Origin of the sequence: Methanothrix sp. (assembly GCF_016706325.1) — an archaeon.
GTDB lineage: Archaea > Halobacteriota > Methanosarcinia > Methanotrichales > Methanotrichaceae > Methanothrix.
Window position 1 is genome coordinate 153,331 of sequence record NZ_JADJJX010000002.1, and the last position, 25,759, is coordinate 179,089.

Annotated in this window: 22 protein-coding genes and 1 pseudogene; 8 read left to right on the plus strand and 15 right to left on the minus strand. The window is 55.4% G+C overall.

The window, feature by feature from the left end; all coding sequences use genetic code 11:
• Positions 1–79: 79 nt before the first annotated feature.
• The 5 genes from IPI63_RS10325 (at position 80) to IPI63_RS10345 (ending at position 4,294) form a co-directional block, all read left to right on the plus strand.
• Positions 80–466: a hypothetical protein gene (locus tag IPI63_RS10325; RefSeq protein WP_214065075.1), complete on the plus strand. Its 387-nt coding sequence runs from the start codon at positions 80–82 to the stop codon at positions 464–466.
• A gap of 159 nt (positions 467–625) precedes the next feature.
• A complete protein-coding gene (locus IPI63_RS10330) occupies positions 626–1,882 on the plus strand; it encodes a saccharopine dehydrogenase family protein (protein ID WP_292478330.1) in 1,257 nt (418 codons plus the stop codon).
• A gap of 17 nt (positions 1,883–1,899) precedes the next feature.
• Positions 1,900–2,658: an S-adenosyl-l-methionine hydroxide adenosyltransferase family protein gene (locus IPI63_RS10335; RefSeq protein WP_214065073.1), complete on the plus strand. Its 759-nt coding sequence runs from the start codon at positions 1,900–1,902 to the stop codon at positions 2,656–2,658.
• A gap of 51 nt (positions 2,659–2,709) precedes the next feature.
• Entirely contained in the window at positions 2,710–3,624 is a 915-nt protein-coding gene (gene mer, locus IPI63_RS10340) for a 5,10-methylenetetrahydromethanopterin reductase (protein ID WP_394357589.1), read from the plus strand.
• A gap of 115 nt (positions 3,625–3,739) precedes the next feature.
• A complete protein-coding gene (locus IPI63_RS10345) occupies positions 3,740–4,294 on the plus strand; it encodes a nicotinamide-nucleotide adenylyltransferase (protein WP_292478331.1) in 555 nt (184 codons plus the stop codon).
• A 116-nt stretch (positions 4,295–4,410) separates the two neighbouring features.
• Here IPI63_RS10345 and glgP read toward each other — a convergent pair.
• Together glgP and IPI63_RS10355 are read right to left on the minus strand one after the other, a co-directional pair.
• Positions 4,411–6,971: pseudogene (gene glgP, locus IPI63_RS10350) on the minus strand (alpha-glucan family phosphorylase).
• The gene (locus IPI63_RS10355; protein ID WP_292478332.1) at positions 6,972–7,502 is read right to left on the minus strand and encodes a hypothetical protein; all 531 of its coding nucleotides are present in this window, start codon (positions 7,500–7,502) and stop codon (positions 6,972–6,974) included. It lies immediately after the preceding pseudogene.
• A 169-nt stretch (positions 7,503–7,671) separates the two neighbouring features.
• On the opposite strand from IPI63_RS10355, the gene IPI63_RS10360 reads away from it, so the two are divergent.
• Positions 7,672–9,867: a phage holin family protein gene (locus IPI63_RS10360; protein ID WP_292478333.1), complete on the plus strand. Its 2,196-nt coding sequence runs from the start codon at positions 7,672–7,674 to the stop codon at positions 9,865–9,867.
• 94 nt (positions 9,868–9,961) lie between these two features.
• Here IPI63_RS10360 and IPI63_RS10365 read toward each other — a convergent pair whose 3' ends face one another.
• The 4 genes from IPI63_RS10365 to IPI63_RS10380 all read right to left on the minus strand — a co-directional run bounded on the left by IPI63_RS10365 (position 9,962) and on the right by IPI63_RS10380 (position 14,460).
• Positions 9,962–12,382 (minus strand): CHAT domain-containing protein, encoded by a 2,421-nt coding sequence (locus IPI63_RS10365; protein ID WP_292478334.1) that lies wholly within the window; start codon positions 12,380–12,382, stop codon positions 9,962–9,964.
• A 71-nt stretch (positions 12,383–12,453) separates the two neighbouring features.
• Positions 12,454–12,864, minus strand: a complete 411-nt coding sequence (locus IPI63_RS10370; protein WP_214064482.1) for a hypothetical protein — start codon at positions 12,862–12,864, stop codon at positions 12,454–12,456.
• Positions 12,861–13,145 carry a hypothetical protein gene (locus tag IPI63_RS10375; protein WP_292478335.1) on the minus strand — a complete coding sequence of 95 codons (285 nt, stop codon included), beginning with the start codon at positions 13,143–13,145 and terminating at the stop codon, positions 12,861–12,863. Before IPI63_RS10375 ends, IPI63_RS10370 begins: the two co-directional genes overlap by 4 nt.
• 250 nt (positions 13,146–13,395) lie before the next feature.
• A complete protein-coding gene (locus tag IPI63_RS10380) occupies positions 13,396–14,460 on the minus strand; it encodes an FmdE family protein (protein ID WP_292478336.1) in 1,065 nt (354 codons plus the stop codon).
• Between the two features lie 194 nt (positions 14,461–14,654).
• Here IPI63_RS10380 and IPI63_RS10385 point away from each other — a divergent pair, with 194 nt between their 5' ends.
• Together IPI63_RS10385 and IPI63_RS10390 are read left to right on the plus strand one after the other, a co-directional pair.
• Positions 14,655–15,545, plus strand: a complete 891-nt coding sequence (locus IPI63_RS10385; RefSeq protein ID WP_214064479.1) for an ABC transporter ATP-binding protein — start codon at positions 14,655–14,657, stop codon at positions 15,543–15,545.
• Positions 15,539–16,351: an ABC transporter permease gene (locus IPI63_RS10390; RefSeq protein WP_292478337.1), complete on the plus strand. Its 813-nt coding sequence runs from the start codon at positions 15,539–15,541 to the stop codon at positions 16,349–16,351. The genes IPI63_RS10385 and IPI63_RS10390 overlap by 7 nt, the downstream gene beginning before the upstream one ends.
• A gap of 1,881 nt (positions 16,352–18,232) precedes the next feature.
• On the opposite strand, the gene cas2 is transcribed toward IPI63_RS10390, so the two are convergent.
• The 9 genes from cas2 to mvk form a co-directional block, all read right to left on the minus strand.
• The gene (gene cas2 / locus IPI63_RS10395) at positions 18,233–18,535 is read right to left on the minus strand and encodes a CRISPR-associated endonuclease Cas2 (RefSeq protein ID WP_342673192.1); all 303 of its coding nucleotides are present in this window, start codon (positions 18,533–18,535) and stop codon (positions 18,233–18,235) included.
• Positions 18,535–20,196 (minus strand): CRISPR-associated endonuclease Cas1, encoded by a 1,662-nt coding sequence (gene cas1 / locus IPI63_RS10400; RefSeq protein ID WP_292478338.1) that lies wholly within the window; start codon positions 20,194–20,196, stop codon positions 18,535–18,537. The genes cas2 and cas1 overlap by 1 nt, the downstream gene beginning before the upstream one ends.
• 151 nt (positions 20,197–20,347) lie before the next feature.
• On the minus strand, positions 20,348–20,500 hold the full coding sequence (locus IPI63_RS10405; protein WP_214066031.1) for a hypothetical protein: 153 nt from the start codon (positions 20,498–20,500) through the stop codon (positions 20,348–20,350).
• Between the two features lie 104 nt (positions 20,501–20,604).
• Entirely contained in the window at positions 20,605–21,567 is a 963-nt protein-coding gene (locus IPI63_RS10410; RefSeq protein ID WP_292478646.1) for a polyprenyl synthetase family protein, read from the minus strand.
• Between the two features lie 28 nt (positions 21,568–21,595).
• Positions 21,596–22,933 carry an RNase J family beta-CASP ribonuclease gene (locus IPI63_RS10415; RefSeq protein WP_214066032.1) on the minus strand — a complete coding sequence of 446 codons (1,338 nt, stop codon included), beginning with the start codon at positions 22,931–22,933 and terminating at the stop codon, positions 21,596–21,598.
• Positions 22,930–24,027: a type 2 isopentenyl-diphosphate Delta-isomerase gene (gene fni / locus IPI63_RS10420; RefSeq protein WP_292478339.1), complete on the minus strand. Its 1,098-nt coding sequence runs from the start codon at positions 24,025–24,027 to the stop codon at positions 22,930–22,932. Before fni ends, IPI63_RS10415 begins: the two co-directional genes overlap by 4 nt.
• Positions 24,024–24,776: an isopentenyl phosphate kinase gene (locus IPI63_RS10425; protein ID WP_292478340.1), complete on the minus strand. Its 753-nt coding sequence runs from the start codon at positions 24,774–24,776 to the stop codon at positions 24,024–24,026. The genes fni and IPI63_RS10425 overlap by 4 nt, the downstream gene beginning before the upstream one ends.
• 16 nt (positions 24,777–24,792) lie before the next feature.
• Positions 24,793–24,999: a hypothetical protein gene (locus IPI63_RS10430; protein ID WP_292478647.1), complete on the minus strand. Its 207-nt coding sequence runs from the start codon at positions 24,997–24,999 to the stop codon at positions 24,793–24,795.
• On the minus strand, positions 24,986–25,747 hold the full coding sequence (mvk, locus tag IPI63_RS10435; RefSeq protein ID WP_292478341.1) for a mevalonate kinase: 762 nt from the start codon (positions 25,745–25,747) through the stop codon (positions 24,986–24,988). The genes IPI63_RS10430 and mvk overlap by 14 nt, the downstream gene beginning before the upstream one ends.
• Positions 25,748–25,759: the final 12 nt, after the last annotated feature.

Sequence of the window (25,759 nt, forward strand, 5' to 3'; positions counted from 1 at the left end):
TTCCTGATAATATAAATTTATTTTTAGCATAATTATCTGGAGATTCTGTTAGCCCTGGCTATACCGGATGATGATGGCTATGAGAATGCAAAAAGAGGAGAAGATAGTGGTGATACTGCTATTCATGGCACTCGGCTCTCTGGCCGCTGCCTTCTGGGCCTTCAGTCCGGAAGAGGGCAACATCCCTGGAGGGTCAGCCTCCCAGGATGGCTCCCGATCTTCTCTGATCACCCTGGAAGGGCGGATCATCAGGGCGGAGAATACCAGGACTGGTGGCAATCTGATCCTGAAGCTGGACTCGACGGCAATGCCGGTATTCATTCCTGCCAGCGCCGGGGCAAAGGAGCTATCTGCCCGGCTTCGGACAGGTGGGAGGGTAAGGGTCACAGGAACAATTACCAGCTACCAGGGTGAGGATGAGCTCAAGGTCTCCCGCAAGGCAGATATCTTGCTTTTAGAAGGATGACCTCACTGGGAGACGATCAACGGGGCGGTCAATAAAGACATATCGATGAGATGATCAATGAGACGCATCTATGAGATGATCAATGAGCGCATCTATGAGATGATCAATGAGACATATCGATGAGATGGTTGATCTGATATTTCACAGGGAGGAGAGGATTTGAAGGCGCTCGTCCTGGGAGGGACGGGGAGGATCGGCTCTGCGGTGGCCTGGGATCTGGCCAGATATGGCGGTGTCGATGAGGTAGGAATCGTAGGTAGAAGCCGCAGTTCACTGCAAAAGGCCCTTGAGTGGATAGGGGGCGAGAGGGTTGTAGCTCACTCTATCGATATCTCTGACTCCAGAGAATCCAGGAGGCTGATGCAGAAATATGATATAGGAATCATCGCCCTTCCGGAGAGAAAGAGCAGCTATAAGGCAGTGGAGACGGCAATAGGAGCCGGCCTGGACGCTGTGGACATACTGGAGGAGTATCACCGCCGGCCCGACCCCTATGAGAAGGAGGGTATGGCGGCACCAGCGGGCATGAGCCTGGACGAGTATGGAGAGTCACTGCATAAGAAGGCTATTGAATGCGGTGTCACCCTCCTGGATGGCATGGGCTTTGCCCCTGGCCTCTCCAATGTCACCCTGGGCGAGGGCATCAGAAGGGTGGGGGCAAAGAGAGCAGTGGCGCGGGTGGGAGGGATTCCCAGCCGGGAGGCGGCCGCTCGCCACCCTCTGCAGTATATGATCACCTGGTCATTCGATCATGTCCTGCGCGAGTATATGGTTGGGGTCAGGGTGCTGGAGGATGGCCGGGTCTCAGAGGTGGAGGCGACCTCAGGCCGGGAGAGCTTCCGGTTCAAGGAATGCGGCATCGATGAGGAGCTGGAGTGTGCCATCACCCCGGGGATGCCCAGCTTCCTGTACACCCACAGCCATCTGGAGAGCTTCTGTGAGAAGACCATTCGCTGGCCGGGCCACTGGCAGGCCATCGATACCCTGAAAGAGTGCGGCCTTTTGGATATAGCCCCCATAAGCTATGCCGGCCAGGACATCTCGCCGCGGGATTTTTTCTTAAGGCTCATAGAGCCGAGGCTCAAGCCACTGCCCGGCGATGAGGATGTCTGTGTGATGTGGAACAGCGCCCAGGGCAGTGAAGAACAGGCGGACTGCTTCATGTGGGCGGAAGCAGACAGCAAGAACGGGATAACTGCCATGGCCAGGGTGACAGGCTCCGCTGCTGCCATTGCAGCGAGGTTTCTGGCCCAGGGAAGGATCGGGGAGAAGGGCATTGTGGCACCGGAGGAGGCCTTCTGCGGCGAGCTTTATGGTGAGCTCTATGGCGACCTCCTACAGGAGCTAAAGAGAAGGGGCATCAACATAGTAGAAGTGATAAAGCCAGTCGAGTCGAAAGCCTCGCTTGATGCATAATCACCGGGCGGTAGACCTTGATCATAACCCTTCTTTCCGACTTTGGCTCCTTTTATCCTGCCCAGATGAAGGGGGTGATTTTATCCCGGCTGCAGGGCGGATCAGGAGACGAGGCCAGCAAGATCACCTTCGTGGATATCGCCCACGACATCCCTGCCCAGAATGTGAGGGCAGGGGCTTTTGCCCTCCTCTCCACAGCCAGGTTCTTTCCTCCGGGCAGCATTCACATTGCAGTGGTCGACCCCGGGGTGGGGACGGCCAGGCGGGGGCTGGTGTTGGAGAGTGGAGGGCAGATATTCATAGGGCCTGATAACGGCCTGCTCCTGCCCGCTGCCCGCTCCCTGGGAAGGCCGGCAGCCTATGAGATCACCCCTCATCCGGAGGCTTCCTGCACCTTTCACGGGCGGGACGTCTTCGCCCCTGCCGCCGCCCTCATCGCCTCCGGGCAACAGCCGGAGAGCCTCGGCCCCAGGGTGAGACCGAAGGATCTGGATTTTGGCGAGGCGAAGAGGACTGCCCGCGGCCTTGAGGCTGCAGTGATCTATATCGACCGCTTCGGCAACCTCATCTTAAACCTGCAGAAGCTTCCCGGCGGGGATGTGATGCTGATGGGTATCAGGCTGAAGAGGGTGAGGACCTATGCCGAGGGACGGAGGATCGAACCGCTTATAACCCTGGGGAGTCATGGCTTTGCAGAAATTGCGATCAACCAGGGGAATGCCTCAGAGGCGTTTCGCCTGAAGGTCGGCGATCGCATCGAGCTGGAGGAGATTTAAGTGTTCGGAATTGAGTTCGTCCCTGATGAACCGGTACTGAAGATCGGCCATATGGCGAAACTGGCAGAAGATGCCGGATTTAAAAATATCTGGATCACAGATCACTACAATAATAGAGATGTCTGGACTACCCTTGCCGTGCTCTCTTTATTGACCAACAGGATTCAATTGGGAACCGGCGTCACTAACCCCTACACCAGGAATGCTGCCATCACCGCCTCCAGCATCGCCTCCATAAATGAGCTCTCCGGCGGGCGGGCTATCCTGGGCATAGGCCCGGGGGACAAGGCCACATTCGATAAGATGGGGATAGAATGGGACAAGCCCCTATCGAGGGTGAGGGACTCAGTGCTGGCGATCAGGGCCTTTCTGGCCAGGGAGCAGGTCAACCAGGCGGGGTTCAGGGGGGCACAGATCTCCTTTACCACCCCCAAGATACCGATCTATATCGGTGCTCAGGGGCCAAAGATGCTGGAGCTGGCAGGGGCGATCAGCGATGGGGTCCTGATCAATGCCTCTCATCCCGATGACTTCAAGTTCGCCCTGCCCATGATCCGCCAGGGGGCAGAGAGGGCTGGCCGGAGCCCGGAGGATGTCCAGGTATGTGCTTATGCCAGCTTCAGCGCAGACAAGGATCAGGCCAGAGCAGTGGGCGCCTCCAAGATCGTCGTAGCCTTCATCGTCGCCGGCTCGCCGGAGAATGTACTGGAGAGGCATGGAATTGGCATGGACGAGGCGCGGGCTATATCAGATGCCATCTCCCGCTTCGACTTCAAGGCGGCCATGGATGCTGTGACTCCGGGGATGACTGAGGCCTTCTCCATATCCGGATCGCCGGCGGACTGCAGGGCGCGGGTGGATGAGCTGCTGAAGACGGGAGTCACCCAGATTGTGGTCGGCTCGCCCATAGGCCCCAATAAGGAGAGCGCCATAAAGCTAATAGGAAAGCAGGTCATAGGCAGATGAGCTCAATAGCAATAAGCTCAATTGGCTAATAGGCTCAATAGCAATAAGCTCAATTGGCTAATAGGCTCAATAGCTATAGGCTCAATGGGCTAATACTCTCAACGGAATTTCACTTATGCGCGGACTGTACATCGGGCGCTTTCAGCCCTATCATCTCGGCCATCAGGCTGTCTTAGAGGAGATCTCCCGGGAGGTTGATGAGATTGTGATAGTGATCGGAAGCGCCCAGGAGAGCCATGATCCTGAGGATCCCTTCACCAGCGGGGAGAGGATGGAGATGATCTATGCCGCTCTGGGGAAGGGAGAGCTGCGCAAGAAATGTATCGTCACCACACTGCAGGATATCAACCGCAATTCGTTATGGGTCTCTCACCTTCAGTCCATGGTGCCCTGCTTCGACCTGGTCTACTCCAACAATCCCCTGGTCATCCGGCTCTTCGTTGAGGCCGGGGTTGAGGTGAAAAAGCCCCCCCTGTATCAGAGAGATGTGTACTCAGGATCGGCCATTCGCGCTCTCATGCGGGAGGGAGGGGATTGGGAGAGGCTGGTGCCTCATTCAGTGGCGGAGTTCATCCGGGAAATCGGCGGGGTGGAGCGGCTCTGTCAGGTCTCAAGGAGCGACAGCGCCTATTCCCAGGATGGGGCGATGTATAACTCCAGTATGATCTAGCGGCAATGGGATTCGGTGAGGGGGAGAATGTTGGTCAGGATAAGCTCCTCCGCCCTCCGGGCCTCGAAAAAAAAACATGGTTCATCAGTCTGCCACATCCCTCTATGCCCGTAGATCTAACGCATCCAGAGGATATGTGCATCCTCCTGGGGGATAAAAGCATCCGGGTGATAGGGCACAATGCGAGGGGTATAGTCCTCTGCCTTTCTCTCTCCCGGCACATCGGCGGAGTAGATGAACCCATTTACCGAGCCTGCGAGCAGCTCCCCTTGCTCCATTAAGATTCTCGCCGAGCTGTGCTCCTCTTCCCGGCCCGAGCGGGGCAGGGCATCGGCATAAAGCTCCACCTGGACATCCTCCGGGCTGACATCACCCAGGTAGACCTCCACCTGGAAGTGCCACCTCGCCTCCTCACGGCTTACCTTCAAGCGGCCAAAATGAATGCCGCTCCAGCTCTGGGAGATCCTCTCCTGCCAGCTCACAAGCTGCTGGGCGAGCTTTGCTCCATCTGCAGCCCTTCGCCTGTAGGCCTCCTGAGCTGGATGGTAGATCTTCTCCACATACTCTTTCATCATTCTCATGCTGCTGTAGCGTGGTGTGAGCTCAGCCATGCTGGCCTTGATCTTCGCCACCCAGGAAGATGGGATCCCCTGGTCGTTCCGCTGGTAGAAGAGAGGTATCACCACCTCCTCCAGCAGGCGGTATAGGTTCCGGGCATCCTCATCATCCCTCTCTGCGCTGTATCCTGCCCCCGGCTCACTCTCACTCTCGCTCTCTCTCCCGTCCCCAATCAGCCAACCGACCTCAGGGCTGTAGGCCTCATCCCACCATCCATCAAGGGTGGATATATTCAGGCCGCCATTGGCCAGCACCTTCATGCCGCTCGTCCCACAGGCTTCATTGGGCCGCAGCGGGGTGTTGATCCATAAATCCACCCCCGCCTGCAGGTGCTGGGCTAAATCGATATCATAGTCCTCCAGGAAGATCACTCTATCCGATACATCCCTCCGGGAGGCGAACCGGGCCATCTGCTTGACCATCTCCTTTCCGGCAAGATCGGCAGGATGGGCCTTGGCCGCCATCAAGAGCTGAACTGGCCTATCCCTATTGGTCAGGATCCTCACCAGCCTCTCCTCGTCCCTGAGGAGAAGATTGGTGCGCTTGTAGGCAGTGGCCCTTCTGGCAAATCCCATGGTGAAGGTATTGGGGTCCAGCACGTGCCTGGCCGCCTCGATCTCCTCTGGAGAGGCCCCGTGCTCCCCATCTGCCGGGCATGGCGCCTGCGGGCATATTCAACCAGATCCTTGCGGGCAACAGCCCGAAACCCCCAGATATCCTGATCGCTCTGCTCGGAGATCCTCCCGGCATCATAATCAATCCAGTCAGGATCGCAGCCTCCATCACAGCTCTGCGACCACAGGCTCTGGGCAGCGGGAGAATCCCAGGTCGGTATATGGACTCCATTGGTCACATAATTGACGGGCACCTCAATCGCCGGCCAGTTGGGATACCGGGGCTGAAAGATCCCCTTGCTCACCCGCCCATGAAGCCGGCTCACTCCATTGATAAAACAGCTCCCGCTCAGGGCGAGAAAGGCGATATTAAAGAGGCTGGTATCATCAGCATCATCTCCTGCCGTTCTCGCTCCCATGGAGGCCAGAGCATTGTGGGATAGGCGGCTGGAATCTGTATAATGCTCTGCATACTTTCTCAAGAGGGACCTCTCGAATCGATCGAATCCTGCCTCCACAGGGGTATGGGTGGTGAAGACATTTCCCGCCCGCGTGGCCCAGAGAGCGACCGGAAATGAGCAGCCCACCTCCTCCATAAAGCTGTAGGCCCTGGCCAGGACCACAAAGGCCGCATGACCCTCGTTCATATGGCAGACATCGGGCTTTATCCCCATCTTCTTCAGTGCCAGCCAGCCGCCCACCCCGAGGATTATCTCCTGGATCAGGCGCAGCTCCTGCCCGGGGGCATAAAGGCTGGCAGTGATCGCCCGGTCCCAGGGGCTGTTTAAGGGGTCGTTGGAGTCCAGGAGATAAAGGCTCACTCTACCCACCTGAGCCCTCCAGACCCTCAAATAAAGATGCCTTCCGGGAAGGTTGATCCTGATTTTGAGCCTGCCTCCCTCCTTATTCCAGGCCGGCTCAATGGGAAGGCTGTCCGGATCATTGTAGGGGAAGGCCTCGATCTGAGAGCCATCCCTGTCCAGAACCTGGCGGAAGTAGCCCTGCTGGTAGAGAAGGCCCACCCCCACCAGGGGAACGCCCAGGTCGCTGGCCGTCTTCAGGTGATCTCCAGCCAGAATTCCCAGGCCGCCGGAGTAGATGGGAAGGGCCTCAGAGAGGCCGAACTCCATGCTGAAGTAGGCGATCTGGCCCAGGTCAGAGTGCTTCTCGCACCAGCCGGGCTGGGCCAGGAACTGGGCGTTTTTCTCCTGCCATTCCCTTATCTCCTTTCCCAGCACCTCATCCCTCGCCAGCTCCTTTAAACGGCTCTTGGAGATGTTTTGCAGGATCAGATAGGGGTTTTTCGTCTTCTCCCAGGCCTCTGGGTCCAGCAGTTCCCATACCCTGTCTGTTGTCTGCCGCACAGTCCAGCGCAGGTCCAGTGCTAGGTCCACCAATCCCTCCAGCCCGGGAGGTAAATCCAGCTCACTTCGGTGGTTTATCATTCAATCATTTCCCTGTTGGCTTAAGAGCCCGGCGGGGCTTGAGAGGGCCTGCCCGCTTGGGGGCATTGACAGCTCTGCTGATCGACATCTTCTGATCTGATCGACATCTTCTGATCTGATCGACATCTTCTGATCTGATCGACATCTTCTGATCTGATCGATATCTTCTGATCTGATCGATATCTTCTGATCTGATCGATATCTTCTGATCTGATCGATATCTTCTGATCTGATCGATATCTTCTGATCTGATCGACATCTTTGGATTTCTGGTCTGATCGAGACCTTCGGCCTCTTGATCTCTCCTGATGCCCCAGCCATGCTCCCTGCATGGGCCTCGATGGGCTTGAGGAGGGAGTCAGGCAGACTTCTATCATGGATGATATCCGATATAGTCGGCTCTTTATCCTGGAGGGCCTGAAAGGCCTCCTGAAGAGCCGGCCTCTTATCCGGAGCGGGTTGCTTGGCATAGCTCCTCCTCAATGCCATCCTCAGCTCTTCTTCTCCTTTCCTCGTTCTTCGACCTCTCAACAGCGATCAATTATCATTTAGCTCTTCTGTGATTTCAAGCCTTGGGTTGACCCTTGCATTCATACTCTGAATTGGCCCCAGCAATCGGGATTGGGAAATGAGAAATATTTATTAAACATGTGCATCATCGGATGTGCATCATTAAATGATAGACTAAAGGATAAGAGAGATGACCAGAGCCCGGTCCCGCCAGGAAAAAAAGAGAGACCAGATCGATGATCTGGCCATAGCTCTCATATCCCTGATACTGCAGGCGGGCGTCCTGGTCGTATTGAGCATCTATCTTCCTGGACTTGCTGTTCTGAGCCTGGAAGGGGCAGCGCTCTTCGTCCTGGTGCTCGGACTGGCAAACAGCTTTCTCATTTTTCCCCTGATCAGCCTCTCCATTCGCCTCCATCCCCTGCTCTTTCCCCTTATGCTGTTCAGCATGAACGGCATACTGGTGCTGCTTGCGGGATCCATCTTTCCTGATGTCTCCATATCTTCCATCTGGACGGCAATTCTGGTCTCATTTGTGATCTCCACCACGGGAATGGTCGTCGGCGGAGCCTTTGCCGTGGATGACTCCCATAGCTATCAGCGCTTTGTGATCAGACCGTTGATGGAGAGGTATGGCAGCGGAAAGAGGATCGAGGTGCCGGGAGTGGTATTCCTGGAGATAGACGGACTCTCTGAAGAAATGCTGCATAAGGCTGTCTTTGAAGGCTATATGCCCACGATGAAGAGATGGCTGGAGAGCGGCAGCCACAGACTCGCAGGCTGGGATACGGATCTATCCTGCCAGACAGGCGGATCCCAGCCGGGAATACTCCATGGCAACAACTTCAACATCCCTGGATTTCGCTGGTTTGAAAAAAGCTCGCAGAAGCTCTACTCCTCCGACCGGCCCGGCAATGTCTCAGAGATCGAGGATAGGGTCTCAGATAGCAGGGGACTGCTGGCCGACAATGGTAGCAGCAGGACGAATATGTATTCAGGGGATGCGCCTGAAAGCCTGCTGACAGTCAGCACCATCGGGGCGGGAAAGAAGGGCATTACTCTGGAGTACTTCCTCTTCTTTGCCAACCCCTTTATGCTGGCCAGGACAGCGGGGATATTCGTATCCCATCTGGTGGAGGAGATGATCGAGGGCTCTCTTCAATGGGCCAGAAGAGAGAGGCCCCGCATCAACCGCTTTGGATATTATCCATTCATCCGTGCCCTTGCCACAGCCGTCCTGCGGGAGCTGGCCATCTTCGCTTTGGCCGGAGATATGATCCGCTCCCTCCCGGTCATGTATGCAACCTTCGTCGGCTATGATGAGGTCGCCCACCACTCTGGTGTAGCCCGCAAGGATGCCCTGCGCGTCCTAAGAGGCCTGGATAAGATGTTCGGGTGGCTGGAGGAGCTGGCAGAGGCTACAGACCGGCCATATAGATTCGTTGTGCTCTCCGATCACGGCCAGAGCAATGGCGCCACCTTTCGCCAAAGGACTGGAAAAACCCTGGAAGAGGTGGTAGAGGAGCTGGTAGAGCTGGAGACCTTCTCACCACCCTCAGAGGATGAGACCTGGCTGAGGGTCAATTCCCTGTTAACTGACATCTCCCGCCAGGATAGCCGCAGCGGACGGCTGGTGGGCAGGGCGGTAAGAGGAAGGATGAAGGAAGGAGGGGTGGTCCTGGGGCCAAAGGTGAAGGATCTGGGGGAGGAAGATGGAGATGATAAGAGCAGGAGAACGAGAAGGGGCACCGACAGATCCACCGAAGAATCCATCGAAGAGTCCATCGAAGAGTCCATCGAAGAATCCATCGAAGAATCCATCGAAGAATCCATCGAAGAATCCATCGAAAAAACCATCAACAGATCTATCGATAAACCCATTGACAAAGCCATCGTCCTGGCATCGGGAAATCTGGGGCTGATCTATTTCACTGCCTCAAAGGAGCGCCTGAGCTTGGAGGAGATCAACCGCCGGTATCCCCATCTGATCTCAGGCCTTTTGAGATATCCTGAGATCGGCTTTCTCATGGTTCGTTCCGCCGCCCAGGGGCCTTTAGTCATCGGGGCAAAGGGCATCTACCACCTCTGGGAGGGGTGGGCGCAGGGAGAAGATCCTCTGGAGAGCTATGGAAGGCTGGCTCCAAGACAGTTGATCTACGAGGACAGCTTCGATAACTGCCCAGATATCCTGGTCAACAGCTTCTACAGCCAGGAGACGGATGAGGTGGCGGCCTTCGAGGAGCTGGTGGGATCTCATGGAGGATTAGGCGGCAGCCAGACCAAAGGGATTCTCATCTATCCTGCAGACCTGCCCCTGAGCCTGGAGCCCATTGTGGGGGCCAGCTCTCTGCATAGAGCAATAAAACAATGGGTACCGGCGGAATAACCGATGCCGGGGCGGGCCTTCGAAGACCCAAATCTGTATTCTTGATTCCTGGCTATTTTCTATCCTCTATTTTCTATTCTCTATTCTCTATTCTCTATTCTATGGGTGAGCCTGGGATTCCATCTCTCTTCTCTCTCCCTCTGTCCCTTTGGGGTGGATTCGAGACGCCTTCCCTTACATGAAGGCTGGGAAGGACAAATGGGGTATAAACCAGGCCCAGAGGGTTGTATTCTCCGAGCAGCTTCAGCCTGGCCATTCTTATAGCATCTCCTATGCTGCACTTCTCTTTGAGGAAATAGCTCAGGCAGGCCTCGGCGAAGCTGCATGCCAGGGGCTCAAAGATGGTCGTCTCCGTTCCAACCACCCCCGCGCTGCCCGCGCTGACGAAATCGGCAACCATGTTGATGGCCTTTTCCGGATCCAGGGCGGTGGTATGGCAGCCATTGATGAAGACCAGGGGCTGAGGTCCGTCCCAGTTGATCTCATAAGCACGCAGATTCGAGCCATCTATAAAGTCGCTGCCCGTCCCGTCTCCCACCTGCAGGTATGGAAGGTTGTTGGCTGTGATTCCGCCATGGCAGTAGAAATAGATCAGATGTGTTCTTCCCTTCTCTTTCTGAAGATTATGGATGATCTCCATGCGTTTCTCTGAATAATTCCAGACTGCATCTCTCCTGATCTCTCTCAGAGCCCTCATATGATCATCGAGGCGGTCGAGGTTTGTTGCTGCACCCACCACCATCCGCGGACCTTCATCCATAGGGATTTCTGCGGGCACATCCATTCCATCGGCCAGGGATGGGGGAAACCCCAGGCTATGCCTGTAGCCCCAAAATCCGCTTGGACAGATATAGCCATCTGGATTGCCATTGGCATCTCTCCTGGAGTGGGGGCACTGGCCGGTAAAGCAGGCTGCCTGATGCAGAGGCATGCTGCTTTGGAGTGCAGCTAGAAAAGCCTCACAGATCTTATAGCCATCCGCCTGAGTATCAAGAGGATAATCGTAGAATAAAGAGGCAGGAAGGATCTGGGTGGGCGAGTCTCTGATAGCGATCTGCACCATGCCGGGATTGAGCATCAGCCGGGCCAGCTCTGAGCTCTTGCCCCGGCTGCGGGTGAACTTGTCGATGATGGCATTATAGAGTATGTACCCCCTTCTGGCCAGGAATATCAGGTCCTCTTCCAGCCTCTTGAGATCCGAAGCCCTTTCGGGAAAGCGATTCGCATAGCGGTAGGTCAGTCTCCCATCATCTCTCCATGGCTTTTCCTCGCCCCAGGAAACCTTCCACAGCCCTTTTCTGCCGTTCTCAGCTGGGATCTTCAACTCTGTCGCCGGTATCACAGCGCTGTCCTTGAAGAGATCATTCCCCTCCGCTCCCAGAAAGCTGAGGGTATGGGTGCCATCGCCATTGCTGTTCAGAAGGATGCTGAGGCGGTGGGGAGAAAGGCTCTGCAGATGCTCTGCCCACAGAGTATGGCTGAGGGCATAATCGATCACCGACTGCAAGGCTCCTTCTCTGGGCAAGCCATCTCTTGCCACCACAGCTCTCACCAGCCTGGATTGGATGAGGATCTGCTGATAGTAGATATTGCAGCGCAGGCGGAATGCTCCCTCCTTCTGCGGAGCCTTTACCGGAAAGAGCAGGCGTCGATTGAGAAGATCCCCCAACGGTACTTCTATGCCCTCCAGCGCCTGCTGGGGCTGGCGCAATACAATTGCAGTACCATCCTCTTCTAGCTCCAGCTCCCCGATATCGGCCCCGGGGACGATCTCGATCTCCTCATCGAAGGGGAAGATGGCTACCACCAGCCTGGCCTTGGGCGGTATGTAATCGGGAATCGCTGTGGGGGTGGCCTCAATAGAGCACAGAGTCGGCCGGCCAATATCCAGCCAGAAGTAATAATTCTGGCCTGGATCCAGGGGAGAGCTTGGATGCAGGGGAACAGAGGCCTGCGACAAAGATGCAAAGCCGGTATTGACAGTGCGGGTCTGGAGGCGGGCCAGAGCCTCTCTGGCCAGAGTGCTCATCTCATCATCGTCCCTGTCCGCAATCCGTTCGATCAGAGGCCTCTTTTCTGGTTTGCTCCCGCCTGGCCGCTCTTTATCTGTCGATGCCTCCAATGGGGGTTGTGCCCGCCACTTCTTCTCTCCTCTTGAGAGGCGCTCCATTCTCTGCTGCTCATACCTCAGCAAGAGATGATCCTTGCCAAATGCCAGTGGCAGAATCTTTGCAAGCACCTGCATCCTTTCAGGCTTGGATGAGATCTCATTTGCTGCATTCCGGGCAGCCTTGACCAGCAGCTCTCTCTTCTCCTCAGAGAGCTGAGCTGATCCTGCCAGGGCTATGAGTATCATAGCACGCTGGAAAGGATCAGAGACGGCATTGGCAATTGCTATCGCTCTAAAGAGAAGAGGCTCAGAGAGGAAGGGGGCCAGATGTACCAGAATCTCCGGATCGGGCCCCTTCTCGCCGAAGACCGCCTCTTTCATATCCCTTATCGACCGGCCGGTCATATGCCTATCCTCTGTTCACCATCCTGATGGCTCAATCAAGAATCTATCAGCAGGTTCAAGCTGCCCTCTGCCTAATCCTTTGGGCCCGGGGCTCCGCTGCCGCCATCAGCTCCCATTGGCCTTATGGTCTCGGCAGTACCCGGAGGAATGACGTAGTCGCCTGAGGGCTTTTTTCGCCTTCCGTCTAGGAACCAGTCAATATCGAAGTTGTCCGATATGTAGACCATCAGGACCAGGAATAGGAAGTAAGAGAAAAAGCCAATGGCAAGCCCGATGCCATAAGCTCCAAAGAGGCCACCTTCCCTGTCGAATAGAGCCAGAATAGCACTTCCGCCTATGACTCCTATCAATGCCGCCAGGTCGCCTAATTGAACATCGCCCTTGCGATAGCGGTTTATCATATACACATACCATCCTATAATGGTGCCAAACAGCAGCGCGCCTATCAACTGGATCATCTGAATTATCGATTCATCTATCATCTTCCGACCTCCTCTCCGGCCAGCCCCCCCGACGGCCCAAATCTATCCTTCAGCCCCTGAATCCAGGCGAGATGAAGATAAAGGGTCAATCCGCCTGCACATAGAAAGAACAGGATGGGGCGCAGGCCGGCATATGCAGCTATCCCCAAAGAAAATATCAGAGTTGCTGCGCCCGCTGCCAGTGCATCCAGAAGTGTACGGCGGGCCCCTCTCCCGATGCCTCCGATCCACCAGCCCCACACCAGACCTATGCACATGAATCCCAGAGATGAAATCGGCATTAGAACCCTCACGTTCTTGGCTGAAGACTGCCAGTCAGATTGGTCAGTCGGGTATCAATGAACGTAGGTCCTTTGAGTATAAATAACTAACTTAATATTCAACCTAAAAGGGTGATGGCAGGCGGCGCTCTCTCCCTTGGCACCTGCCATCAGGTGCGCCACCGCTGCCCTCAAATGCTGTTTCTCAACTTCTCTTATTCGTTTTCTCTTATCCGTTCTCTCCTATCCGTCCTCTCTTATCCGTCTAAGCTCACAAAACGCCAGCAACCTTCAAAGGATGCATGCCGGCGTTCTGCATCAGAGATAGCTTCTCCTGGTCGACCTTGAACTCCTTGATGGTGGAGACAAAGCTGTCCGGGCTGTCAGTATGGTTCAGGAGGGCCACAGCGCTGGCGATCTTGCTTCCCCAGGCAGGTCCAGTCCAGTCGCTCTCCATAGAGCTGGTGTTATAGGCCAGAACCAGAGCATCGCCATCATTGGAGGTGGAATTCCAGCGGATGAATATCCCTGCAATTCCCGGCACCGCCTTTCTCTCTTTATCGCTGAGGGCCATCACGAACATGCCGCTCTTTCCGGGAGTGGCATCCCAGCGCATCTGTAAGAGATCCTCTTTGCACCAGTTGGGGCAGGATATGACCTTGTAGCTCTCGCTGCTATTGGTTATGGGCAGCTTCTCCTCGACATACTTGGCCAGGAATAAGCCACTGGTAACGCCGGGGCAGAGGTGATCGTGGAAGCAGGTGGCCTGGACGAAATCAAAGGAGCCGCCTCTTGCCCAGACATTGGAGATGGGAATCAGAGATCCTTCATTGCCGTTGAAGGCCTTTTCGTTAAAGGTGGCATTGCCCTCATCGGTATGGCTCTCCAGATAATCGATGTCCACAAAGGCCTTTGAGATCTTGCTGAAGACCTTATCATTCTCCAGGGCAGAGAATGCCTCCGGGCTGCTCGCCAAGGCCTCACTATTCACTTCCAAGTAGACTGCTTCGCCATCGGATTTATCAAAGAAGTAGAACCACAGGGGCTTGAAATGGGCCCTCAGAACCTGGAAGAGATTGCCATCTCCTACGCTGTTCCCGCTCTCTGCCGATAGGCCCTTGATAGCGGCCTGGGTTGTCTGGCCATCGATGATGGCATGCCCAGCATCGGTCAGAATCAACAGGTTGGCATCTCCTTTCTGGACATCCAGCTCCTGCATAGCTATCCGGGCCGCCTTTGAGCCCAGCTCTTCCATCATAGCGTTATCCGCCAGGGCCATTCCTGGAATCAGTGCCAGAAGGATGGCCAGGGGGATTAACATAGATCTCTTTTGCATCTTATTCCTCCGACCATAATCTGCTCATAACACCTTATTTAAGACTTTTCCTTTGCTTTGTAATATTAATTTCGATTTTAAATCTCTGCAATGAATATCCGAGCTCTCTGAGAATCAATCTTAAATATAGCCGAAAAAATGATATGATTTGCGCGATTCTTTACGGATCGATAAACAGTCAAGAGACCATGGGAATGTATTCAATTGAGACACGGGATTTAACCAAGAGGTTTGTGCTGTATAGAGGATTCCTGGATGCCATAAGAAGATCAGAAGACAGAGAGACTCTGACCACCCTGAATAAGATCAACATCAAGGTTCAAGAGGGAGAGGTCTTCGGCCTTCTCGGCCCCAATGGAGCTGGCAAGTCCACTCTGATCAAGATACTGTGCACCCTGATCCTTCCATCGGAGGGTGAGGCTTATATCAACGGCTATGATGTGGTGGCAGAGGGTCAGAGGGTCAGGGAGTCGCTGGGGTTTGTGACCACCGATGAGAGGAGCTTTTACTGGAGGCTCTCGGGCAGGGAGAACCTGCGGTTCTTTGCCACCCTCTACAATCTGCCTCAGAGTGCCGTCCGGGCAAGAACAGAGGAGCTTTTAGAGGTGGTCCGGCTAAAACACCGGGCGGATGAGCCCTTCTACAGCTACTCTGCCGGGATGAAGCAGCAGATGGCCATAGCGCGGGGGCTTTTGAACGATCCTGCAGTCCTCTTCATGGACGAGCCCACCCGGAGCCTGGACCCGGGGGCGGCAAATGATCTGAGGAGGTTCATCAAGGAGGAGATTGTGAAGGAGAAGGGCAAGACCATCTTCATCTCCACTCATCAGCTGGATGAGGCGGAGGAGCTGTGCGATAGGTTGGCAGTGCTGGACGAGGGAAGGATCAAGGCCAGTGGGAGGCCTGATGAGCTTAAGTCCGGCCTTCCTGAGGGCAGCACTCTGGGGGATGTCTTCTGCCATTATACCGGCAAAGCATCCCTCGAGGGGCATTCGGGCTCGGGCTCAGGTTCAGGCTCACTTCCGGTGCACATTCCCAGGCAGAGGGGCAGGGGGCGGGGAATGGTCGGGAAGAGGGGGTGGTGATCATCTTCGAGAAGGCATTCTGGTTCATCAAGAAGGGCTATATGCTGCAGTTGAGCTATAAGTTCGACTTCTTCTTGAGGCTGTTTTTCATGCTCTTCAACATCCTGACCTATTACTTCATCGCCAAATTGATCGGGGATGGGGCGGCCAAGTATCTGGAGCCGTATGGCGGGGATTACTTCTCCTTTGTCCTCATTGGCATGGCCTTCTCCGGCTATCTCATGATCTCCCTGAGAAGCTTCTCTGAGAGTGTGCGGGATGAGCAGATGATGGGGACTTTGGAGGCCATGCTGGTGACCCCCACCAGCACATCGAGCATCATCGCCCTGTCCTCCCTCTGGAACTTCATATTCGCCTCCTTCCGGGTGCTGATGTATCTGATCATAGGGATCATGCTGGGGGTGGATATGAGCCGGGCCAATGTTGGGGGCGCCATATTGATTCTGATCCTCACCATAATATGCTTCAGCAGCATAGGAATACTATCGGCCAGCTTCATCATGGTCTTCAAACGGGGAGATCCGATCAATATGCTCTTAATGAGCAGCTCTGAGCTCTTTGGAGGGGTCCTATTCCCAATTGAGGTATTCCCGTCCTGGCTGCAGAACATCTCCCATATCCTGCCCATCACCTACTCAGTGAATGGCATGAGGCATGCTCTGCTGCAGGGGTACAGCGTCAGCGAGCTGGCCCCGGAGCTACTCACTCTGGCTCTGTTCTCAATTGTGCTCCTCCCGGTGAGCCTGTTCGTATTCGAGAGGGCGGTCTTGAGGGTCAAGGCAGAGGGGGGGCTGGTGCAGTACTGAAATAGCCTCCGGCTAGTGTCGTCCCAGTTGCAGGCAATCTTCAGCGGGCTACGGCCAAAATTGTCCCCTCCCGCCCCCTCAATGCCGGGGGCCATGATTTTTCGGGTTCTTTGCTCTTTTTGTGGGCAGATCCGGGGGATGTTATTCATATTCATCTCCTCTTTTCGCCTCTGTTCCTTTGTGTTGAGATCGGAGTACTTGGGGCCTGTCTCCAGGGCGCAAATGCACAAAGAAAAATCATCTGGAGGACGAAATCCGCACGATTCAGAGAAGAGCCACTCTTCAGCGGTGGAAATGCTGCTAAAGGTATCTGAAACGCACTTGGAACTGTAGGCCTCAATTGGGCCACGTCCTTTCAGACATGGATACAGTACCAGCTCGAGAGGGGAGACTCGCCCCCTGCTAGGTTTCAATTGGGCCACGACTTTTCAGCCATGGATACAGCCGCCATTTTTCGGCCTTTACTGCTATCGGAAAAAAGCCGATTTTCGCACATACCGTCAACTTTTATGAATACTTTCGGAGAGTAGGTCTCTGTTCAAGACCTTTATCGATATGTGCTGGCCTTTCGCGCATCTCCCGGGGTTTTGGATACCACCTCGATGTGCGAAATTCGTTAGAAAAACGGTTATAATTTTACCCATCCGTCTGGTCGAATGGCCCTGCACAAATAGGGTGCCTGCTCTCCAGATATCTGCATTCTATTAGTTCTCCCTGGGGCTATATATTGATTGTGCCACTGCCAATGTAGCTGCAGACTGGACAGATTGCAGATGCGATTTAGCTCAATCAGCCGGTTATCGCAGTGATAGATGACGATTATATGTTTTATGAACTCAGACTATGACTGCTTTGGGCGAGGAATCCTCCGCTCTAACCCCGATGAACTAAATTCTATCATCCGCTCCGCCATCCGCCGGTCCCAGATCAATGATCATGATCCTGTCCTGGTCGTGCTTGATGAGGCCAGTAAGGGCAGCGATCAATTCAACCCGGCCTCTATCGAGGCTGATTCGAAACCATGAAGGCTGTTTTTTCTGGGCGCCGCGAGTCGGCCCTCCGGGATGCTGGTGAAGGGGCCCCACGAAGCCAGACAGATCGGAATGAGGATGTCGATGGTTTTGGGATGCGATATATTGATGCAAAAATTCTCCAGGCGGGCCCGGCTGAAGGTTGGAATAATATTTAAGAGATCCGGGCTGTTATCAAGGCTGATTCGAAACCATACAGACTGTTTTTTCTGGGCGCCGCGAGTCGGCCCTTCGGGCCTCCCGCGCTAATGCCCTGGGCCCCCTCAACGCCGGGGAGGCTTGGATACAATCGAGGCTGGCTGTTGATAGGTTGGAGATGAAACAATACAAACATTAATTGCATGTGAAATGAACGAGCAATGTGAAAATTGATGATAAGATATAATGCCATCACATTTTACAATTGGTATTAAATTCATAAGGTGGACCGGGCCACGTCCTTTCAGACATGGATACAGCCGCCATTTTTCGGCCTTTGCTGCTATCGGAAAAAAGCCGATTTTCGCACATACCGTCAACTTTTATGAATACTTTTAGAAAGTAGGTCTCTGTTCAAGACCATTATCGTTATGTGCTGGCCTTTCGCGCATCTCCCGGGGTTTTAGAAACCACCTCGATGTGCGAAATTCGTTAGAAAAACGGTTATAATTTTACCCATCCGTCTGGTCGAATGGCCCTGCACAAATAGGGTGCCTGCTCTCCAGATACCTGCATTCTATTAGTTCTCCCTGGGGCTATATATTGATTGTGCCACGACCAATGTAGCTGCAGATCGGACTGATTGCAGATGCGATTTAGCTCAATCAACCGGTTATAGCAGTGATAGATGACGATTATATGTTTTATGACCTCAGACTATGACTGCTTTGGGCGAGGAATCCACCGCTCTAACCCCGATGAACTCAATTCTATCATCCGCTCCGCCATCCGCCGGTCCCAGATCAATGATCATGATCCTGTCCTGGTCGTGCTTGATGAGGCCAGTAAGGGCGGCGATCAATTCCACCCGGCCTTTGGGCGTTAGATTGCAGCGAAAAACGGAATAGTGGATAGGCTCACCAAAACCTTTCATGCTCTTATGCACCCTTTGCAGCCGTCTAGGATCCATGATATCATAGCTCACCACGAAACAATTTCGTCCGGACAAATGCATCACCTCCTGCTGAATGCAGGATACTCCTTTATTTCACCAAAGAGAACTCTGGAGAGAAGCCTGACTTGAACCTCAAATATACGCCTGTAGCTGACGGTGTAGCCAAATAGAGGGTGAGTGATCTCAGCTTCCATTTGCCTTTCATAGCCTCCAATGACCGTCTTCTTGCCCTTCGAGGTAAGAGCGATGCCTAGACCTGTTCGGATAAAATCCTTATCACCAAGCTCTCTTTTATTGAAGAGTGTTATTGCCGTCGAGTCTGCAATCATCGGCCTGAACTCCTCCATCATATCCAGTGCCAGTGCCGGCCGGCCATACCTCGGCCGGTGGTAGAATCCAAGGTACGGATCAAAGCCCACCGCCAGCAGGGTAACAAACATCTCCTTCGCCAGGACGGCATAAAGGTATGAGAGAACAGCATTGACCGGATCCTTTGGCGGACGCCTGTTCCTGCTCTGGAGAGAGAAGTCCTCATTCCCTTTCAACAGTCGGTCCAGCCGGCCAAAGTAAAGCTCCGCCGCCGCTCCCTCGATTCCAAGGAGCTTTTCCGCGCTTGATGCCTTCTTCGCATCACGAGAGAGTCTGTCCAGGCTCTCCAACACTGCCGCCGAAGGCTCTGGATCATTTCTGCGCAACTGAGTCCTGCAGTTTTTGATCTTCCCCGATATCATGGACCGGGCAATGGCCAGCGATCTCTTCCGGTCTGCAGCCCACTCGAACTGCTTCATCCTAAGCTCCACATTCTTGTGTGTGTGGCCCAGGCTCACCCCCTGAAACCATCCTCCCCGGGTGAAATGCAGAACCGGAATTCCCCGCTGCATCAGGTCCACCAGGGCCGGAGTCGATACATCCACTGCTCCATATAAATTGACCTGCGAGATCTCCCTCAGCCTCACCTCCTTTATCCTGCCCTCATCCCTGGACCAGATCTCCAGGACATCGCCCTTCTTTCGCAGAGAATTGCCATGTCCTACGACATAAACTGGCTGGTAGTCGTCCCGCGCTGGAATAAGCTTCCTGACCCGCACCATTATCCCTTTTTCTGATCCCCTCTTCTCCTCCATCTCTCTGAGCAGGTTCACCTCATCCGGAAGGCAGATGCCAGCCAACGAGCAGCGATTGCACTTAGGGCTCTCCTTTAGGGGTGGAGGGATCTTTTTTTCAATAGCAGCTCTTCTCAATTCGGATATCAGCCCTCGGGTCCTCTTAACCAGGGCTTTGTCGAAGGTGACCGGCACCCTCTTCCTGGAACGGACGAAATAGACGATCCCCTGCTCGCATTGAAAGCCGTTCTCCCGCAGGACCAGCCCCTGAGCACAGAGCTGCACCCGCTCCGGCTCATATGCCCCCTCCGGAATATCAGGAGCCTTTCCCCTCTTGTACTCCACCGGAGTTGCTCTCTTGCCTTCCTTCTCCAGGAGGTCTATCCTGCAGGTGACTCCCACCTCCGGACCGGCCAGGGATACTGAGCGGAGGTGGATGGCCTCCAAATCATCGTCCATCGGGTCGTTCTCTGTATCTTCATCCACCCGACGGTGTTGGAACCTGCCATCAACGGTATCCTCATTGTCCGCAAACTCCCCATCGATCCATTCGATGTAGCAGAGCCTGGGACAGTAGGCAAACTCCGCCAGCATCCTCGCCGGGATCAGATCTGGCACTTCCGCCTTCGAGCCTGGATTATCCCCACAGATCCCGCATAAGATCTATACTTCATCGAGCATCGGCATTATTCCGGCGGGGCTCTTAGACTCCCCTGGGACGGCCTCCCTCCAGGGGCATAAAAATGCCAGTCCACCCTCACCAGCAATCCTATCTGCAGGACCGGCATCGTGGATAGAGCATCCACACTGCAATCAGGAGAACAATCAGCACAATGATGACCTTGATGGCCAGGAAATATCCATCTGCCCCCGGCATATCCAGGCCATAAAGGTAATCCCCATCTATTCCCAGCGTTGACATATGATCACCCATCTGCAGGCACTACATCCAAAGTACTGCATCTAAAGGCACTGCATCTGTAAGCATTAAATCTATGAGCACAACATCAACAAAATCTTTTACCTCTAATACCTTCTCCTGATCATATAATCGGCCAGCTCCAGCATCGTCTCCTTGGCCGGTGAGGAGGGCAGGACGTCCAGTGCCCTCTTGCCCCTGACCACCATCTCCTCTGCCCTGGACCGGGCATAATCAATCGAGCCGCTCTCCTGGAGAATGGAGATCGACCGGGAGATCTCCTCCTCCGAGGCATCCTTCCTGCCGAAGACCGGCACCACAACATCATTGGCAAAGGCATGGATCATGATCAGTGTCTTCTTCCCCTCGATCAGATCCCCCCCCTGCCTCTTCCCCGAGACCCGTTCCGGGGTCATGAGATCGATGACATCATCCTGGAGCTGAAACCCCATGCCCGTCAGCCGGCCGAACTCATCCATCGCCCCTACCACCTCGGGGGACGCACCAACCAGGATCGCCCCCATACCGGCAGAAGCGCCATAGAGAACTCCCGTCTTCTTCTCGATCATCTCCATGTACTCCTGCTCAGTCACCCGCTCCCGGGACTCGAACTCCATATCCAGCCACTGGCCCTCGCATATCGCTGTGCAGGTGCGGGAGAGCATATTCATAGCAGCCAGAATTCGCTCCGGGCTGGCGGCAGTCATCCCCAGGACCTGAAAGGCCTTCGAGTATAGGGTATCGCCAGCCAGAATGGCCCCCGACTGTCCCCAGATCTTATGCACTGCAGGCCTGCCCCGCCGCACATCGGCATTGTCCATGATGTCATCATGAATGAGGGTGAAGTTATGAACCAATTCAATGGATACCGCCGCCGGCGCCAGGGCCTGAGCCTCTCCCCCGGCGGCCTGTGCCGCCAAGAGCAGCATCGATGGCCTCAATCTCTTTCCGCCGGAGTCCACCAGGTGCCGGCTCGCTTCATACAGGCCGCGCGGATGCTTCACCGGCAGCAGCTCTTCAATAGCAGCCGTCACCAGGGCAGCGCGCTCCTCCAGCTCTTTATCCATCATCCTTCTCACAACCTCCCTAACCCTCTCTTCAGTCGATGAGCAGCTCCTGGCCGTTCCTGACCAGATGGATATTGGACCCCAGGGAGTAGCCTGTCTCCTCGGCAATCATGAGATAGCTGCCATGGCTGGCCAGAGTCCCGTGGCTTGGTATGACATGCTCTGGATTGATCATCCGCAGCAACTCCCAGTGATCCTCCCGGCAGGCATGCCCGGAGACATGAACATTGTCATAGATCCTGCCTCCCCTCATCTTCAGCTTGGTCACAACGGTATGGCGGTTGGATTCATTCAGGGGCTGGGGTATGATGCCCGCAGAGAAGACCACCTTATCCCCCGACTCCACCTGAAGATCGGTCTCTCCATTGGCCACCCGGCTCAGTATCGCCCCCGGCTCACCCTGATGGCCGGTCATGATGGGCAGATACTTGTCCTTGCCCTCATTCATGATCCTCTTTAAGGCTTTGTCCACCGACTTTCTCCTCCCGAAGACAGAGACCTCACCCTGATGGGCATATCCAGTCCGCACCGCCGTCCCCCAGTACTTCTCCATGGACCGGCCCAGGAGAATAGGCTTTCTCCCCATCCTATGGGCAGCCTCGATTATCGCTCTGATCCGGGCGATATGGGAGGAGAAGGTGGTGACCAATACCCCGGACCTGGTCTCCTCAGTGCCTATGAGAACGTCCATCACCAGATCCTTGGCTATCTGCTCAGAGGGCGTCTTTCCGGAGATGGAGGCATTGGTGGTCTCAGTGATCAGAGCCAACACCCCCTCCCTTCCCAGAGCCCTCAGCCGGGCGAAATCCGGCGCCTCGCCCAGTGTCGGCGTGCGATCGATCTTGAAGTCATTGGCATAGACTATGATCCCTTTGGGAGTATGAATGGCGGCAAAGACGCAGTCCACAATGCTGTGCTGCACCCGCACGAACTCCAGCTCGATATCGGGCGTGACCTGAAACCTCTCTCCGGCATCCATAGTCTTCAGGGGATTGTTCACCCCGAAGATCTTCTCCGACCTGATCTCCTGGCTTATCAGATCTGCAGTGAAGGGCGATGCGATGATCGGAGCATGGTACTTGTGAGCCAGCTTGGAGATGGCCCCGATATGATCAAGGTGGCCATGAGTGCAGGCAATAGCTCTGACCTTTCCGTCAACGCTCTGCATTATGCTGTCATCGGGAATGGCGCCTATGCTGATCAGATCCTCGGCATGCAGGGATTCCACATCGGTATCCTCATGAATCTGCACCCGGTCCAGTCTGATCCCCATATCCATTACAATGATATCTTTTCCTATCCTTATTGCCGTCATATTGCGGCCGATCTCATTATAGCCACCGACGGCGATTATCGCAATATCTTTCATTTTGTCAACTCTCTATAAGCAGAAAACTCTCTCAAATCATAACCCCGGGCCTCCAGCCACTCTCTGGTCCTTCCTAGAACCACGAGAGGGACCCCTTCCAGCTCCCCAACCCTTCTGCAACCGGTAAGGAACATACAGATCCTCAGAGCACGCAGATAGGGGCTCAGGGCTTTGATCACCGATTCAGCATCCTTTGTCGCCGGCTTGAGCATGGGAAGGGCAATCCCGGCCAGGCCTGCCCCCAGGGAGAGGCTCTTGGCCACATCCAGTCCGCTCCTTATCCCTCCCGAGGAGATGACATCCAGGCCCGCTGACCGGCACTCGACTATGCTAACGGGGGTGGGAATTCCCCAGCTCCAAAAGAGCCTTCCCATCTCCTCCAGCTCACTGTCACCTATCTCTGCCGCCCTGTAGGTCTCAACCCCGGCCCAGGAGAGACCTCCCTGGCCGGAGACATCTATCATCTTAACGCCCGCATCCGCCAGGCTGGCCGCCGTCTCCCTCGATATGCCCGCCCCCGTCTCCTTGACGATTATGGGAACCGGCCCTTTTGCTGCCTCCCTCAGCGCCCCAGCCACCCCGAAGGCATCTCTATCCCCCTCCGGCTGGATGCTCTCCTGCAGAAAGTTCAGATGAACGGCGATGGCATCGGCATCTATCATCTCTGCCAGCTGATCCAGGATCCCGGGGCCGGACCTTTTCAGTTGTACCGCCCCGATATTCCCCACCAGAGGTATATCGGGCGCAGCATCCCGCACCACTGAGAAGGTATCCCTCAGCCTCCCGTCCTCCAAAGCCGCCCTCTGCGAGCCCACCCCCATGGCCAGCCCCAGCTCAGAGGCGGCTTTGGCCAGATTCTCATTGATCCTCTTGACGCTGGGATGGCCCCCGGTCATGGCGCTGATCATGAGCGGTGCAGACAGCCTCTTTCCCAGGAACCGGCAGGAGGTATCGATATCCTCCTCATCGATCTCCGGGAGGGCTCTGTGGACAAACACCAGATCATCAAAGGGCCTGGAGGCCGTCTCCCTGGACTCCACCGGGCTCTCCAGACAGATTCGGATATGGTCGATCTTCCGGCTGGAGGTGCTCAATCCGCCCTCCAGATCTTCGTCCCTATGGCCTCGCCCTGCAGGACCCGCACGATGTTCCCTTCCCGGGAGGCATTGAATATCATTGCGCCTATGCCCGCATCGGCCAGCTCCAGCAGCTCGTCGAGCTTTCCTCTCATCCCGCCGGTGACATCGATCCCCGCGCTTCCTCCTACTGCTCCCTCAATCCGGGGAAGATCAGATCTTTGTACCTCTGCCAGAGGCCGGCCTGAGAGGAGCACCCCGTCCACATTGCAGCCCACTGCCACCACCTCTGCCTGCAGAGCCCGTGCCAGGTAGCTCACCAGCTGGTCCCCGGAGACTATTCCCGCTCCCCCTGTCAAGTCCATGGCCACATCCCCGTGCAGGAGGGGCATGATCCCGCATTCAAGCATCTTTGTTATCGGCTCGATGGCAAAGCTCTCTATCCTTCCCCCGGAGAGGGTGAGGCAGGAGAGGGGGTGGACAGGAAGGGAATCGACCCCCGCTCCAGCCAGGGCCTCCAGCAGAAGGTGGTTGAGCCTGACCACCGACTCATGGGTCACCCTCAAGCCCTCCGGGCTGAACCTCTGAGGCAGGCCATATTGCCGGGCAGGGATATGCCCAAAGGATCCGGCTCCGTGCACCAGCACCAGATCCTGAGGCCTGGTAGCCACCTCCCTTGCCACCCGCTCGATCTCCTCCTGGATGGCCCCCCTCTCGCCGCTCTTATCAGTCAGGATGCTTCCCCCGATCTTCAAGACTCGAACCAATGCTCGCCCTCCTGGCTCAATCTCCCTCCAGCCGCACGCCCTCGCCGCCCATCATGACCGGGAATGCCACTCCCCGCGCCTGCCTCAAAGCCACCATCAGGGCATCCTTTCCCTCGATTCCGGGAAGAGCAATCATACAACCTCCTCCTCCCGCTCCAGTGAGCTTGGCTCCCAGGGCTCCTCCAGCACCTCTCGCTGCATAGACCAGCTCAGACAGCTCCATGGAGCTCACCCCCAAGGGCCTCCAGAAGGCCGTGGTTGATGTCCATAAGCCCCCCCAGCTCATCGAGGTTCATCTCTCTGACCAGAGGAAGCGCCCTCTCAGTGATCGCTCCTATCGCCTGGAATATGGGCTCCACCAGGTCCGGGTAGCGCTCTTTCAAGAGCTGGACCCTCTCTACCAATGAGAAGGTATCGTGAGGCACACTGGTGTATCCCACTACTACCTCCAGGGGGGGAAGATCGAGGGGCTGGTTGCCATCGGAGATCCTTTGGTAGCCTCCATATGTGGCCAAAGCAGTATCCATGGGGCTGCCGCGCCCCTTTTGAACCCCTCTCTCAATGCGATAGGAGAGCTGAGCAATCTCTCTTTCCGATAGGCCCAGCCCCAGGTGGCCGTTAAGGGCAGCCACAGTGGCCACCACTATGGAGGCTGATGATCCCATGCCTGCTGCCGGCGGGATGTCCGACTCGATCCGGATCCTAACATCCCTGGCCTCAAGCTCCCTTACGGCTGCCGATACATATCTGGTGGCATATGCTGCACTGGCGGAACTGATCTGTCCGCTTCCAGGATCAAAGGAGAAGCCCTGCAAGGAGAGATCGTCCGTCTCTATCAGAAGCCTTCCCGGCAGGTCCTCTACAGTGGCCCGGGCTCGCAGATCTGCTGCTCCTCCCAATGCAGCCGTGCCGGAGACGACAGCATGCTCCCCGAAGAGGATGATCTTGCCGGGTGCCGATGCCATCGTCATAAGAGAGCCCCT